This window comes from Kitasatospora dryopteridis (genome assembly GCF_050749075.1).
Lineage (GTDB): Bacteria > Actinomycetota > Actinomycetes > Streptomycetales > Streptomycetaceae > Kitasatospora.
Genome location: NZ_CP192749.1, coordinates 5787092 through 5802035 on the forward strand (window position 1 = coordinate 5787092; position 14944 = coordinate 5802035).

At 68.1% G+C, this 14944-nt stretch carries 8 protein-coding genes and 3 rRNA genes; 9 read left to right on the forward strand and 2 right to left on the reverse strand.

What is annotated here, in order from left to right:
- Positions 1-92 precede the first annotated feature (92 nt).
- On the forward strand, positions 93-389 hold the full coding sequence (locus tag ACQ614_RS26080) for a 4a-hydroxytetrahydrobiopterin dehydratase (RefSeq protein WP_363501234.1): 297 nt from the start codon (positions 93-95) through the stop codon (positions 387-389).
- Positions 390-486: 97 nt separating this feature from the next.
- Complete coding sequence (locus ACQ614_RS26085) at positions 487-2514, forward strand: PQQ-binding-like beta-propeller repeat protein (protein ID WP_431681125.1); 2028 nt, start codon at positions 487-489, stop codon at positions 2512-2514.
- A 100-nt stretch (positions 2515-2614) separates the two neighbouring features.
- Here the strand turns inward: ACQ614_RS26085 and ACQ614_RS26090 are convergent, their stop codons facing one another.
- Positions 2615-3124: an HNH endonuclease gene (locus ACQ614_RS26090; RefSeq protein ID WP_431681126.1), complete on the reverse strand. Its 510-nt coding sequence runs from the start codon at positions 3122-3124 to the stop codon at positions 2615-2617.
- 247 nt (positions 3125-3371) lie between these two features.
- On the opposite strand from ACQ614_RS26090, the gene tyrS reads away from it, so the two are divergent.
- The 6 genes from tyrS to ACQ614_RS26120 all read left to right on the forward strand — a co-directional run bounded on the left by tyrS (position 3372) and on the right by ACQ614_RS26120 (position 12724).
- Positions 3372-4637 carry a tyrosine--tRNA ligase gene (gene tyrS / locus ACQ614_RS26095; RefSeq protein WP_431684026.1) on the forward strand — a complete coding sequence of 422 codons (1266 nt, stop codon included), beginning with the start codon at positions 3372-3374 and terminating at the stop codon, positions 4635-4637.
- A 559-nt stretch (positions 4638-5196) separates the two neighbouring features.
- Positions 5197-6711, forward strand: a 16S ribosomal RNA gene (locus ACQ614_RS26100).
- 273 nt (positions 6712-6984) lie between these two features.
- A 23S ribosomal RNA gene (locus ACQ614_RS26105) occupies positions 6985-10090 on the forward strand.
- 109 nt (positions 10091-10199) lie between these two features.
- Positions 10200-10316, forward strand: a 5S ribosomal RNA gene (gene rrf / locus ACQ614_RS26110).
- The 16S, 23S and 5S rRNA genes sit together here, the layout of an rRNA operon.
- 180 nt (positions 10317-10496) lie before the next feature.
- Positions 10497-11900, forward strand: a complete 1404-nt coding sequence (locus ACQ614_RS26115; RefSeq protein WP_431684134.1) for a hypothetical protein — start codon at positions 10497-10499, stop codon at positions 11898-11900.
- Positions 11840-12724 carry a hypothetical protein gene (locus tag ACQ614_RS26120; protein WP_431684027.1) on the forward strand — a complete coding sequence of 295 codons (885 nt, stop codon included), beginning with the start codon at positions 11840-11842 and terminating at the stop codon, positions 12722-12724. Before ACQ614_RS26115 ends, ACQ614_RS26120 begins: the two co-directional genes overlap by 61 nt.
- A 72-nt stretch (positions 12725-12796) precedes the next feature.
- On the opposite strand, the gene ACQ614_RS26125 is transcribed toward ACQ614_RS26120, so the two are convergent.
- Positions 12797-14161 carry a DUF1015 family protein gene (locus tag ACQ614_RS26125; protein ID WP_431681127.1) on the reverse strand — a complete coding sequence of 455 codons (1365 nt, stop codon included), beginning with the start codon at positions 14159-14161 and terminating at the stop codon, positions 12797-12799.
- 255 nt (positions 14162-14416) lie between these two features.
- Between ACQ614_RS26125 and ACQ614_RS26130 the strand changes: the two genes are divergently transcribed.
- Positions 14417-14911, forward strand: coding sequence for a tetratricopeptide repeat protein (locus ACQ614_RS26130; RefSeq protein ID WP_431681128.1), 495 nt, complete (start codon positions 14417-14419; stop codon positions 14909-14911).
- Positions 14912-14944 lie beyond the last annotated feature (33 nt).

The window sequence follows — 14944 nt, forward strand, 5'->3', positions numbered from 1 at the left end:
ACGGGCCGCCGCCTTCCTATGCTCCTGGTAGACGCACCACCCGCGGCGGCGCCTGCCCGCCGCGGGGCCGCCACCGACCCCCGGGAGCACCCGTGAGCCGAACCCGGCTGACCGAGGACGAGATCACCGCCGCCCTGGCCGCCCTGCCCGAGTGGCACCGGGAGGGCGAGGCGATCGTCCGCACCGCCGAGACCGCCAGCTTCATGACCGCGATCCGGGTCGTGGACACCGTCGCCGTCGCCGCCGAGGAACTCGACCACCACCCCGACATCGACATCCGCTGGCGCACCCTGCGCTTCGCCCTCTCCACCCACAGCGCCGGCGGCCTCACCGGCCTCGACACCACCCTCGCCGGCCGCATCGACGAAGTGCTGCGCACCACCTCCTGAGTCCCGGTCAGCCCGCTGCGCACCCCGTTCCGGCGGGGTGCTCGGGCCGTCATGAGATGCTGGGCGCTTGCAGCAGCAGTCGGGACGGACGGATTTCATGGCTCAGGACCCTCCCCGGACGTACGACCAGGGGTACCCGCAGCACGGCACCGGGCAGCAGCCCGACGTCGGCCACGACCACCAGCAGCAGACCTGGTACCAGCCCCAGCCGGAGCAGCCCGCCGACCCCTGGGGGGCGGCCGGCCAGCAGCAGGCGTACCAGGCGGGGGCCGACCAGCAGGCCTGGCAGCAGCAGCCGCTGCAGCAGGCCGCCTGGGACGGCACCCAGAACACCCAGGCCTACCCGCAGGGCTACTACGCCACCGGCTACGAGCAGCAGCCGCAGGCCGACCCGTACGCCGGGGCCGGCCAGTACGCCGACCCGGCCGCCGGCCAGTACACCGATCCCTACGCGGCGTACGGCACCGCGACGACCGCGGACCCGTACGCGGCGGGCATTCCCGAGCAGCCGGTCTACACCCCCGCGGGCGCCGACGCCGGATACGGCACCCACACGCCGTACCAGCAGGAGACCGGCCTGCCCGCCGGCTTCCCCGAGACAGGCTTCACGGAGACCGGTCTCCCGGAGACCGACCCGTACCGGGCCGCCTTCCCGCAGGCCGCGGACGAGCCGGCCGCGACCGCCACGCTCAGCCCGTACACCGTCACCTCCGACTGGGACGATGCCGAGGACGGCACCGGCCGGGCACCCGCGGGGAAGCCCTCGCTCGCCGACCGCGCCAAGGCCGCCGCCACGGCGGTCGTCTCGGCCGACCACGGGCCCGGCCGCCGCACCCTGCTGATCCGGGCCGGCGCCGGAGCCGCCGCCCTCGCCGTCCTGGTCACCGCCGGCATCCTGGCGACCGGCGGCGACGACGGCGACAGCTCCGCAGGCGGGGAGGACGCGGCCGCCGCACGCGCCTACACCGTCGCCCACGCCAAGGCCTGGACGGCCAAGCCGGCCCAGGCCGCCCCCACCGACGACAGCCTCGGCGGGGCCTGGATCACCGCGGACGCGGTCGTCCGCGCCGACGGGTCGGGCGTGCAGGCGTACGCCCTCGCGGACGGCAAGCCGACCTGGACGGTCGCCGCCCCCTCCCAGGGCGCGGCCCCCTGCGGCCTCTCGCCGACGGTCAACACCGCCGGCATCGGCGGCGTGCTGTTCCGCACCGGCAGCGACCCGAAGAGCCCCTGCACCGTGCTCGCGGCCGTCGACACCAAGACCGGCAAGACGCTCTGGACGAAGAACCTCTCCGACACCAAGGACGGCTACGACGCCAAGGTCTCCGTCCTCGCCGACAAGGTGATCGCGGTCGGCGAGGACAAGGTCTTCGCCTGGGCCTCCGCCGACGGCAAGGACCTCTGGCAGTACACCGGCCAGGGCAAGTTCTGCAGCCTCTCCGGCGGCGCGACCGGCGCGACCGTGGTGCTGCACAGCAGCTGCGCCGACAGCACCCCCGTCGACCAGGCCGTCGCGCTCAACGCCGCCGACGGCAAGGTCACCTGGTGGCGCGGGCTCAACAACAAGCCGAAGACGGTGACGGTGCTCTCCGCCGAGCCCGCCGTCTTCGCCACCACCGGTGAGAAGCCCACCGACGACCGGATCTTCGCCTGGGGTCCCAAGGGCGACCCGGCCGCCGAGTTCCCCGTCACGGGCGACGCCGGCCGGCTGGACGCCGCCCGCGGCACCTTCGACGTCGCCCCGACGGTCTTCTTCCACGAGAACACCCTGGTCACCACCGTCGGCCCGGCCGACGGCGGCATCGCCACCGCGGTCACCGCCTACGACCTCGCCACCGGCAAGCCGACCTGGACGACCGCGATCGCGGAGAAGCGCAAGTCCCGCGCGGTCGGGCTGGACGGCGGCGGGCTGCTGCTCGCCGTCGACGAGCGCCTCGACAAGCCGGCGCACATCAGCCGCTTCGCCGTCGCGGGCGGCGCGGAGACGGAGGGCGGCGCCTTCCCGCAGGGGACGGGCTCGCTGCTCGGCTCCGGACGGGTGCTGTCCGGCGCGGGCAAGGTCGTGGTGCTGCCCGAGCACTCGGCCAACTTCGGCACGGCGACGGCCTTCCAGGCCAAGGGCTGACGCCAGGAACACACGCCGAGGGCCGGCCCGTCCCCCGATCGGGCCGGCCCTCGGCCGTTCACTTCCCGGTGCCCGTGCCGACGGCCGGGCACGCCGCCGCTCAGGCGGTCGCGGGAAGCCAGGCGGCGAGCTCGCGCATCTCGGTGTCGCGCAGGCCGAGGGCGAGCATCAGCGTCGCCTCCGGCGTCGGCTCGAACGGCCGGCGCAGCAGCTTCATCCCGGCCTGCTCCGGTGTCCGGTCGGCCTTGCGCTGGTTGTCCTCGGGGCACGCGGCCACGGTGTTCAGCCAGCTGTCGGCGCCGCCGCGCGACTTGGGCACCAGGTGGTCGACGGTGGTCGCCCGGCGCCCGCAGTAGGCGCACAGGTGCTGGTCGCGGACGAGGACACCGCGCCGCGACCACGGGGCGCGTTGTCGGAAGGGCACCCGTACGTAGCGGTTGAGCCGGATCACCCGGGGGACCGGGACGGACACACCGGTACCGCGCACCATCCGCAGCGGATGGGCGTGCTCGACGACTGCCTTGTCCTGCAGGACGAGCACCACGGCGCGCTTCAGCGACACCGTCGTCAGCGGCTCGTAGCTCGCATTGAGTACCAGCGTGTTGCGCATTGTTCCGGCCACCTCCCCTGCGCGGCCGCGCCGAGTGGCACGGCCGTCCCGTCACTGCCGCTCTCGGCGGTGGGTCCACTGTGAACGGCGGCGGGCGCCGCAACAACGGGTTTTCCGTCCGCCCCGCGGCCGTGCAGAAACCCGCTGGCCCGATGCGCGTACTCTCTAGAACGCTGGAGTCGTCCAGGCGCGGGGCCCACGGCGGGCCGCGGACACCGCCGGACGCGACCGAAGGAGAAGCGTGACCGTGACGGACATCGTCGACGAGCTGCGGTGGCGTGGGCTGATCGCCCTTTCCACCGACGAGGACGCACTGCGCAAGGCGTTCGCGGACGGCCCGGTCACGTTCTATTGCGGCTTCGACCCGACGGCGCCCAGCCTGCACCTCGGCAACCTGGTGCAGATCCTCACCATGAAGCGCCTGCAGCTGGCCGGAAACCTGCCGCTCGGCCTGGTCGGCGGCGCCACCGGTCTGATCGGCGACCCCAAGCCGACCGCCGAGCGCGTCCTGAACGACCCCGAGACGGTGGCCGGCTGGGTGGACCGCCTGCGCGCCCAGATCTCGAAGTTCCTCGACTTCGAGGGCGAGTACGCGGCCCGCATGGTCAACAACCTGGACTGGACGTCCGGCATGTCGGCGATCAGCCTGCTGCGCGACGTGGGCAAGTACTTCCGGGTCAACAACATGATCGCCAAGGAGGCGGTCGCCCGTCGGCTGAACTCCGACGCCGGCATCAGCTACACCGAGTTCAGCTACCAGATCCTCCAGGGCATGGACTACCTGGAGCTGAACCGCCGCTACAACTGCACCCTGCAGACCGGCGGCAGCGACCAGTGGGGCAACCTCACCGCCGGCAGCGACCTGATCCGCAAGGCCGAGGGCAAGTCCGTGCACCTGCTCGCGACCCCGCTGATCGTCAAGGCCGACGGCACCAAGTTCGGCAAGACCGAGTCCGGCACGGTCTGGCTCGACCCCGAGCTGACCACCCCGTACGCCTTCTACCAGTTCTGGCTGAACGCGGACGACCGGGACGTCTCCAACTTCCTGCGGATCTTCTCCTTCCGCTCGCGCGAGGAGATCGAGCAGCTGGAGCGGGACACCGCCGAGCGCCCCGCCGCCCGCCTCGCCCAGCGGGCGCTGGCGGAGGAGCTCACCACGATGGTGCACGGCGCCGAGCAGTACGAGCGTGCGGTGGCGGCCTCCAAGGCGCTTTTCGGCCAGGGCGACCTCGCCGACCTGGAGCCGGCCACCCTGGCCGCCGCGCTGGCCGAGGTCCCGAAGGCCTCGGTCGCGGAGCTGCAGCCGGTGGTCGACCTGCTGGTCGAGACCGGGCTCGCCCCGAGCCGCTCGGGTGCCCGCCGCACCATCAAGGAGGGCGGCGCCTACCTGAACAACGCCAAGGTCACCGACGAGGAGGCCGTGCCGGCCGAGTCGGACCTGCTGCACGGCCGCTGGCTCGTCCTGCGGCGCGGCAAGCGCAACCTCGCCGCGGTCGAGGTCGCCGCGAAGTGAGGTCGCAGACCTGACGTCAAGTGGCCGGAACCGCAGTGCGGTTGAGCTGCCACGACACCCCACAGGGGCCGGATCCAGCCAGATCCGGCCCCGCGTGTTTGACGGTCACTGCCCGGTGCCGTAACGTTGGACGAGTCGCCGAAACTGGTTGCGAACCGGTAACGGCCCCCTCCCTCTCTGACGAGTCGACCGTCGCATGCCCATTCGAGAAATCGGCGGGAAATGCGCGCGAAAAACTCTGCTAGAGTTCGGGGGCGCCGAAAGGCGGAAAGCGAGTCGGAAAGCGCCGGATGGCGGATCTGATAAGCTGGAAACACGAAAGAGCGAAACGCCCGGAGGGTCCGCTGGAAGGCGGTCCGAAGGAAGTGTCCGTTCCTTGAGAACTCAACAGCGTGCCAAAAGTCAACGCCAGATATGTTGACATCCCCGGCCGGTCCTTCGCGGATCGGTTGGAGATTCCTTTGGAAATAACACAGCGAGGACGCAGTGCGCGGGATCACCCTATTCCGGTGGTTGCCGTGCCGCTCAACGCGAGTGTGCACCCGATAACGGGTCATCATTCACGGAGAGTTTGATCCTGGCTCAGGACGAACGCTGGCGGCGTGCTTAACACATGCAAGTCGAACGGTGAAGCCCTTCGGGGTGGATCAGTGGCGAACGGGTGAGTAACACGTGGGCAATCTGCCCTGCACTCTGGGACAAGCCCTGGAAACGGGGTCTAATACCGGATACGACCCGCCCCTGCATGGGGGTGGGTGGAAAGCTCCGGCGGTGCAGGATGAGCCCGCGGCCTATCAGCTTGTTGGTGGGGTAATGGCCTACCAAGGCGACGACGGGTAGCCGGCCTGAGAGGGCGACCGGCCACACTGGGACTGAGACACGGCCCAGACTCCTACGGGAGGCAGCAGTGGGGAATATTGCACAATGGGCGAAAGCCTGATGCAGCGACGCCGCGTGAGGGATGACGGCCTTCGGGTTGTAAACCTCTTTCAGCAGGGAAGAAGCGCAAGTGACGGTACCTGCAGAAGAAGCACCGGCTAACTACGTGCCAGCAGCCGCGGTAATACGTAGGGTGCGAGCGTTGTCCGGAATTATTGGGCGTAAAGAGCTCGTAGGCGGCCTGTCGCGTCGGATGTGAAAGCCCGGGGCTTAACCCCGGGTCTGCATTCGATACGGGCAGGCTGGAGTGTGGTAGGGGAGATCGGAATTCCTGGTGTAGCGGTGAAATGCGCAGATATCAGGAGGAACACCGGTGGCGAAGGCGGATCTCTGGGCCATTACTGACGCTGAGGAGCGAAAGCGTGGGGAGCGAACAGGATTAGATACCCTGGTAGTCCACGCCGTAAACGTTGGGAACTAGGTGTTGGCGACATTCCACGTCGTCGGTGCCGCAGCTAACGCATTAAGTTCCCCGCCTGGGGAGTACGGCCGCAAGGCTAAAACTCAAAGGAATTGACGGGGGCCCGCACAAGCAGCGGAGCATGTGGCTTAATTCGACGCAACGCGAAGAACCTTACCAAGGCTTGACATACGCCGGAAACTGGTAGAGATATCAGCCCCCTTGTGGTCGGTGTACAGGTGGTGCATGGTTGTCGTCAGCTCGTGTCGTGAGATGTTGGGTTAAGTCCCGCAACGAGCGCAACCCTTGTTCTGTGTTGCCAGCGAGTAATGTCGGGGACTCACAGGAGACTGCCGGGGTCAACTCGGAGGAAGGTGGGGACGACGTCAAATCATCATGCCCCTTATGTCTTGGGCTGCACACGTGCTACAATGGCCGGTACAAAGGGCTGCGATGCCGCGAGGCGGAGCGAATCCCAAAAAGCCGGTCTCAGTTCGGATTGGGGTCTGCAACTCGACCCCATGAAGTTGGAGTTGCTAGTAATCGCAGATCAGCATGCTGCGGTGAATACGTTCCCGGGCCTTGTACACACCGCCCGTCACGTCACGAAAGTCGGTAACACCCGAAGCCGGTGGCCTAACCCTTGGGAGGGAGCCGTCGAAGGTGGGACCAGCGATTGGGACGAAGTCGTAACAAGGTAGCCGTACCGGAAGGTGCGGCTGGATCACCTCCTTTCTAAGGAGCACACAGCAGCTTCGGACGAGTGTTCCGGAGTGCTCGCTCATGGGTGGAACGTTGACTATTCGGCACACACGGTAAGGGGTCACCAGTACTGCTCTTCGGGGCGTGGAACGTGGATCACCGCCGGGTGGGTCGGGCACGCTGTTGGGTCCTGAGGGAACGATGGTTTCCTCGTGGATGCCGGTCCCATGCGACGCAGCCTTCGGGTTGCCGAGGGTGGGTGTCTGGTCGTTGTTTGAGAACTGCACAGTGGACGCGAGCATCTGTGGCCAAGTTTTTAAGGGCGCACGGTGGATGCCTTGGCACCAGGAACCGATGAAGGACGTGGGAGGCCGCGATAGGCCCCGGGGAGCTGTCAACCGAGCTTTGATCCGGGGGTGTCCGAATGGGGAAACCCGGCAGTCGTCATGGGCTGTCACCCATACCTGAACACATAGGGTATGTGGAGGGAACGCGGGGAAGTGAAACATCTCAGTACCCGCAGGAAGAGAAAATAACCGTGATTCCGGGAGTAGTGGCGAGCGAAACCGGATGAGGCCAAACCGTCATGGTGTGAGACCCGGCAGGGGTTGCCGTGACGGGGTTGTGGGAGTGGGCTTGATCGGTCTGCCGGCCGGTCGGCGAGTCAGAAACCGTTGGTGTAGTCGAAGGACATGCGAAAGGTCCGGCGTAGAGGGTAAGACCCCCGTAGACGAAACATCAGCGGCTTGCTTGCCTATTTCCCAAGTAGCACGGGGCCCGAGAAATCCCGTGTGAATCTGGCGGGACCACCCGCTAAGCCTAAATATTCCCTGGTGACCGATAGCGGATAGTACCGTGAGGGAATGGTGAAAAGTACCGCGGGAGCGGAGTGAAATAGTACCTGAAACCGTGTGCCTACAAGCCGTGGGGGCAGTCTTCGGACTGTGACTGCGTGCCTTTTGAAGAATGAGCCTGCGAGTTTGCGGTGTGTAGCGAGGTTAACCCGTGTGGGGTAGCCGTAGCGAAAGCGAGTCCGAATAGGGCGTTCGAGTTGCATGCCCAAGACCCGAAGCGGAGTGATCTAGCCATGGGCAGGTTGAAGCGCGGGTAAGACCGTGTGGAGGACCGAACCCACCAGGGTTGAAAACCTGGGGGATGACCTGTGGTTAGGGGTGAAAGGCCAATCAAACTCCGTGATAGCTGGTTCTCCCCGAAATGCATTTAGGTGCAGCGTCGCGTGTTTCTTGCCGGAGGTAGAGCACTGGATAGGCGATGGGCCTCACCGGGTTACTGACCTTAGCCAAACTCCGAATGCCGGTAAGTGAGAGCGCGGCAGTGAGACTGTGGGGGATAAGCTCCATGGTCGAGAGGGAAACAGCCCAGAACACCGACTAAGGTCCCCAAGCGTGTGCTAAGTGGGAAAGGATGTGGAGTCGCAGAGACAACCAGGAGGTTGGCTTAGAAGCAGCCACCCTTGAAAGAGTGCGTAATAGCTCACTGGTCAAGTGATTCCGCGCCGACAATGTAGCGGGGCTCAAGCACACCACCGAAGTCGTGTCATTCACAGAATACGCCCAACGGCGCTGTGGATGGGTAGGGGAGCGTCGTGTGCCGGGTGAAGCGGCCGAGGAATCGAGTCGTGGACGGTTCACGAGTGAGAATGCAGGCATGAGTAGCGATACAAGAGTGGGAAACTCTTGCGCCGATTGACCAAGGGTTCCTGGGTCAAGCTGATCTGCCCAGGGTAAGTCGGGACCTAAGGCGAGGCCGACAGGCGTAGTCGATGGACAACGGGTTGATATTCCCGTACCCGCTGTGAAGCGCCAACGCTGAACCCTCTGATGCTAAGCCCGTGAAGCCGCCCCGGATCCTTCGGGTGAAGGGGAGTGGTGGAGCCGGCGGCCCAAGGTGGTAGTAGGTGAGCGATGGGGTGACGCAGGAAGGTAGTCCAGCCCGGGCGGTGGTTGTCCCGGGGTAAGGGTGTAGGACGTCACGTAGGCAAATCCGCGTGACACATAGTCTGAGACCCGATGCCGAGCCGATTGTGGTGAAGTGGATGATCCTATGCTGTCGAGAAAAGCCTCTAGCGAGTTTCATGGCGGCCCGTACCCCAAACCGACTCAGGTGGTCAGGTAGAGAATACCGAGGCGTTCGGGTGAACTGTGGTTAAGGAACTCGGCAAAATGCCCCCGTAACTTCGGGAGAAGGGGGGCCAGCCCCGGTGACGAGTCTTGCACTCCGAGCTGGGGGTGGCCGCAGAGACCAGCGAGAAGCGACTGTTTACTAAAAACACAGGTCCGTGCGAAGCCGTAAGGCGATGTATACGGACTGACGCCTGCCCGGTGCTGGAACGTTAAGGGGACCGGTTAGTCCGATTTCGGTCGGGCGAAGCTGAGAACTTAAGCGCCAGTAAACGGCGGTGGTAACTATAACCATCCTAAGGTAGCGAAATTCCTTGTCGGGTAAGTTCCGACCTGCACGAATGGCGTAACGACTTCTCGACTGTCTCAACCACAGGCCCGGTGAAATTGCATTACGAGTAAAGATGCTCGTTTCGCGCAGCAGGACGGAAAGACCCCGGGACCTTTACTATAGCTTGATATTGGTGTTCGGTTCGGCTTGTGTAGGATAGGTGGGAGACTTTGAAACCCAAACGCCAGTTTGGGTGGAGTCGACGTTGAAATACCACTCTGGTCGTGCTGGATGTCTAACCTGGGTCCGTGATCCGGATCAGGGACAGTGTCTGGTGGGTAGTTTAACTGGGGCGGTTGCCTCCTAAAGGGTAACGGAGGCGCCCAAAGGTTCCCTCAGCCTGGTTGGCAATCAGGTGTTGAGTGTAAGTGCACAAGGGAGCTTGACTGTGAGACTGACGGGTCGAGCAGGTACGAAAGTAGGGACTAGTGATCCGGCGGTGGCTTGTGGAAGCGCCGTCGCTCAACGGATAAAAGGTACCCCGGGGATAACAGGCTGATCTTCCCCAAGAGTCCATATCGACGGGATGGTTTGGCACCTCGATGTCGGCTCGTCGCATCCTGGGGCTGGAGTAGGTCCCAAGGGTTGGGCTGTTCGCCCATTAAAGCGGTACGCGAGCTGGGTTTAGAACGTCGTGAGACAGTTCGGTCCCTATCCGCTGTGCGCGTAGGAGTGTTGAGAAGGGCTGTCCCTAGTACGAGAGGACCGGGACGGACGAACCTCTGGTGTGCCAGTTGTCCTGCCAAGGGCATGGCTGGTTGGCTACGTTCGGGAGGGATAACCGCTGAAAGCATCTAAGCGGGAAGCCTGCTTCGAGATGAGCACTCCCACCTCCTGGAGAGGGTAAGGCTCCCAGTAGACGACTGGGTTGATAGGCCGGATATGGAAGCCCCGTGAGGGGTGGAGTTGACCGGTACTAATAGGCCGAGGGCTTGTCCTCAGACGCTCGCGTTCACTGTGTGGTTCCCGGGTAGCGAACAGCTATCGCCGGCGAACGAAGTAACACTTATTCAACTGAAAAGTGTGTTTCGCTGAATACCCGATAGGGTTTCGGTGGTCATAGCACGAGGGAAACGCCCGGTCACATTCCGAACCCGGAAGCTAAGCCTCGTAGCGCCGATGGTACTGCAGGGGGGACCCTGTGGGAGAGTAGGACGCCGCCGAACAATTCTTCAAAGGCCGCGGCCCCAGCGATTCGCTGGGGCCGCGGCCTTTTGTGTTTTTCGCGGACACGAACGAGCAACCACGGCAAGGGAGTTCGAGCCCGGACGCGGCTCGGCACCCGATGCCGGACAATGGAAGAGGTGCCTGGCCGTAGGGCCGGCACCGGGCCGTAGAGGGCGTTGGTGTCGCTGCCGACGGACGTCGAAACGGCTGAGCTGAAGCAGCAGAAGGAGTCACCGGAATGTCGAACCCGCCCCAGGACCGTCCCGAGCGTCGATCGGACGACGGCCGCGGCTACCAGCCCCGGTCGCGCGGGGGCTGGTCGAACGACCGCGACCGCGGCCCGCGCCGTGACGACCGCGGTGAGGGCGGCTACCGCCGAGACGACCGTGACCGTCCGCGTCGTGACGACCGTCCGTCGTACGGCGACCGTCCGTCCGGTGGCGGCTACCGCGGCCGCGATGACCGTCCGTCGTACGGTGACCGCCCGCGTGGCGGCGACCGTCCGTCGTACGGTGACCGTCCGTCCGGTGGCGGCTACCGCGGTCGCGACGACCGTCCCTCGTCCGGTGACCGCCCGCGTCGTGATGACCGCCCGTCCTACGGCGACCGTCCGCGCCGTGATGACCGCCCGTCCTACGGCGACCGTCCGTCCGGCGACCGTCCGCGTGGCGGCGACCGCCCCTCGTACGGAGACCGTCCGCGTGGTGACTTCAACCGCGGCGGCGACCGTCCGTCGTACGGTGACCGTGAGCGCCGTGACGACCGCCCGCGTGGTGGCGACCGTCCGTCGTACGGTGACCGCCCGCGTGGCGGCGACCGTCCGTCGTACGGTGACCGTCCGCGCCGTGACGACCGTCCCTCCTACGGCGACCGTCCGTCCGGTGGCGGCTACCGCGGCCGCGATGACCGTCCGTCGTACGGTGACCGTGAGCGCGGCGGCGACCGCCCGCGTGGGGAGTTCCGTCGTGACGACCGCCCGTCGTACGGGGACCGTCCGCGTGGCGGCGACCGTCCGTCGTACGGCGACCGCCCGCGTGGTGACTTCAACCGCGGCGGCGACCGTCCGTCGTACGGTGACCGTCCGCGCCGTGACGACCGCCCCTCCTACGGCGACCGCCCGTCCGGTGGCGGCTACCGCGGTCGCGACGACCGTCCGTCCTACGGTGACCGTGAGCGCGGCGGCGACCGCCCGCGTGGGGAGTTCCGTCGTGACGACCGCCCGTCGTACGGGGACCGTCCGCGTCGCGACGACCGTCCCTCCTACGGTGACCGTGAGCGCGGCGGCGACCGCCCGCGTGGGGAGTTCCGTCGTGACGACCGCCCGTCGTACGGGGACCGTCCGCGTCGCGACGACCGCCCCTCCTACGGCGACCGTCCGTCGGGTGGCGGCTACCGGGGTCGTGACGACCGCGGTGGCCGGCCGTACGGCGACCGGGGTGACCGCGGCGGCCGCTTCGAGGGGCGCCGTGACGACCGTCGGGACTACGACGACCGCCGTGGCAGCCAGGAGCCCGTCCAGCGGCTGCCGATCCCGGACGAGGTCACCGGGTTCGAGATCGACGCCGATGTGCGCCAGGACCTGAAGAGCCTGCCGAAGACCCTCGCGGACGACGTCGCCCGCAACCTGGTGATGGTCGCCCGCCTGCTCGACAGCGAGCCGGAGGAGGCCTACAAGTACTCGCGGGTCGCGCTGCGGCTGGCCTCGCGCGTTGCGAGCGTCCGTGAGGCGGCCGGTTTCGCCTCCTACATGACGCAGCGTTACTCGGAGGCGCTGACCGAGTTCCGTGCCGCCCGCCGGATGACGGGCCGTGCGGACCTGTGGCCGGTGATGGCGGACTGCGAGCGCGGCCTGGGCCGTCCGGAGCGTGCGCTGGCGATGGCCGGCGAGCCCGAGGTGAAGCAGCTGGACAAGGCCGGCCAGGTCGAGATGCGCCTGGTCGCCGCCGGTGCCCGCAGCGACATGGAGCAGTACGACGCCGCGGTCGTGACCCTGCAGAGCCCGGAGCTGGCCTCCAACTCGGTCCAGCCGTGGACCGCCCGCCTGCGCTACGCGTACGCGGAGGCGCTGATCGCCGCCGGCCGTGGCGAGGAGGCCCGCGACTGGTTCGCCAAGGCGGCCGAGGCCGACACGGACGGCGCGACCAACGCCTCCGAGCGGCTGGCCGAGATCGACGGCCTCGAGTTCGTCGACGCCCTGGAGGAGGACGAGGCGGAGGAGGCGGCCGAGCAGTCCGAGGCCCCCTCCCGCAAGATCGCCCACGACGAGATCGGCGACGACCGGGTGATCTACGAGGACGACGAGGACGTCGAGGAGTACTACGACGAGGACGACCTCGAGATCGACGAGGTCGACGACGTCGAGGCCAAGGACGAGGACGAGGACGAGGACGCGCCGAAGCGCGACTGACGCCGCAGCGAAGCCGGAGGGCCCCACCACGTCCGTGGTGGGGCCCTCCGTCGTTGTGCCGTTCGGCCGGGCTCAGCCCAGTGCGAGCGAGCGCAGCACCAGGCCGGTGGCGGGCTTCGGGCCGAAGGACGTGGACTTGCGGGGCATGGTGACGCCCTGCTCGGCGAGCCTGCGGACCACTCGTTCCGCAACGGGGTGCAGCAGCACGGCGGTGCCGCCGCTGCGGGCGGCCTCCTGCTCGGCGGCGGCCGCGGTGTGCAGGTAGCCGATGTGGTCGGGGGCGTCCGGTACGTGCCAGGTGTGCTCCAGCAGGGTCTCGTGGAGCACGGTGGCGTCCAGCCGGCGCCACTCCTCGGGCCGGTCGGTGCGGACGGTCGCGGCGATCCGCTCCTCGTCCGGCTCGCTGACCAGGCGGTACACGCCTTCGCCGCCGGTGAGCAGGAAGGCGTTGCCGCCGTGCTGCTTCGCCTCGGCGAGGGCCGCCAGCGCCGCGTCCAGCGGGCCGGGCACCTCCTTGACCTGCCAGTGCGGGCCGAGCGCGGCCACGGCCTCGGCCACCGGGAGGCGGTACAGGACGCGGTGGATGGCCCGGACCCGCAGCGGGTAGCGGGCGGTGTCGACGAGCAGCACCATGCCCCGGTCCCACGGGCTGCGCGGCAGGTGACGGTGCTCGCGCTGCAGCCGCAGGTACATCTCCCAGCGGTGGTGGCCGTCGGCGATCAGCGCGCGGCAGGTGGCGAGGTCGCGGGTGACCTCGGCGAGCTCGGCGGGATCGGTGACCGCCCACAGCCGGTGGTCGGTGCCGTCGCTGGTCGTGGTGGCCAGCAGCGGCTCGCCGGCGGCCGCCCGCTCGACGACGCCCGCGGCGCCGCCGTTGCCGCGGTAGGTGAGCAGCAGCGGCTCCAGGTTGGCGCGGGTGGTGCGCATCAGGCCCACCCGGTCGGCGACCGGCCGGGGCATGACGTCCTCGTGCGGCAGCACCACGCCGGCCTCGCGGCCGCTGACGGCGAGGGCGCCGATCAGGCCGCGCTGCAGGGAGCCGCCGCCGGGCTCGTGGGTGCGCTGCTCGTAGACGTACAGGGCGGGTGCCGGGTCGGGGGCGAGGACGCCCTCCTGCTGCCACTCGGCGAGCAGCCGGGCGGCGTGCCGGTAGCGGGTGTCGCGGTCGGGGCGGTCGCCGCTGTCCTCGGGCTCGGGGCGCGGCAGGATCAGCCGGACCACGTTGTGCGGGTCGGCGGTCTCCAGGTCCAGCCGGCGTCCGGGGTCGACCACGTCGTACGGGGGCGACGTGACCGCGGCGAGGGTACCGACCCGGTCGGGGACGTACCGCAGGCCGCGGAAGGGGGACAGGGACAGCCCTGCGGTCGCGACGTGACCGGGGTCGCCGGGTCCGCCCGCCGGAGCCGCGGCTCCGCTGTCCGCACTGGGTGCACTCATCGAATCTCCTCGCGTGGAAACCCCTGCCTCCGATCGGGGGGCCGGTGTTCACGTACAGGATCTCAGCAGGCGCGGCGGCGTCCCTCCGTATCGGTATCGGTGCACACACCGCCGGCGTCGGCGCCTGTCCGGCCGGAGGGGAAACCACCGCAGGATGCGGGCATGTTCCCCTCGTAGTCCGTGTTGGCAGAGCGTGGGAGAGGCAGTGCCCGGTGCCGTCGCCGGGCCGGGCCGCGACCGGGGAGCGAGGTACGCATGAGCGGTGGCCAGGAGCGGGTGGACGGGACCGAGGGCACGGGTGTGCCGGAGGGCGACGTGTACGACTGGTTCCGGCGCGGTGTGCAGTTGCTGGAGCAGCGGCACCCGGCGGCGGCGGTGCAGCTGCTGGCGCGGGCGGCGGAGGCGGAGCCCGGGTCGCGGTCGATCCGGGAGGCGCTCGCCCGTGCGCAGTACGACGCGGGGTCGTACGCGGCCGCCCTGGACAGCTTCCGGACGGTGGCGCTGGCCGATCCGTCGGACGACTACGCTCAGTTCGGGTGGGGCGTGGCGGCGGCCCGGCTGGGTGACTTCGAGTCCTCGGCCGAGCACCTGGCACTGGCGGTCGCGATGCGGCCGGAGAACGCCCACTACCGGGCGGCGCTGCGGCAGACCAGAGCCACGCTCGCCGCCCGTGCGGGGGCCTACGGGCCGCTGCTGCCGGGCGCGCCGGGCTACCTGGCGCCGCCGGACGGCCCGCACGACGGGGCATGACGACGGATCGACGGAACGACGGACGGAACGAGG

Coding starts and splice junctions, on each gene's coding strand:
- ACQ614_RS26085 (WP_431681125.1), top strand. CDS start 487: ATGGCTCAGGACCCTCCCCGGACGTACGACCAGGGGTACCCGCAGCAC.
- ACQ614_RS26090 (WP_431681126.1), bottom strand. CDS start 3,124: ATGCGCAACACGCTGGTACTCAATGCGAGCTACGAGCCGCTGACGACG.
- ACQ614_RS26125 (WP_431681127.1), bottom strand. CDS start 14,161: ATGAGTGCACCCAGTGCGGACAGCGGAGCCGCGGCTCCGGCGGGCGGA.
- ACQ614_RS26130 (WP_431681128.1), top strand. CDS start 14,417: ATGAGCGGTGGCCAGGAGCGGGTGGACGGGACCGAGGGCACGGGTGTG.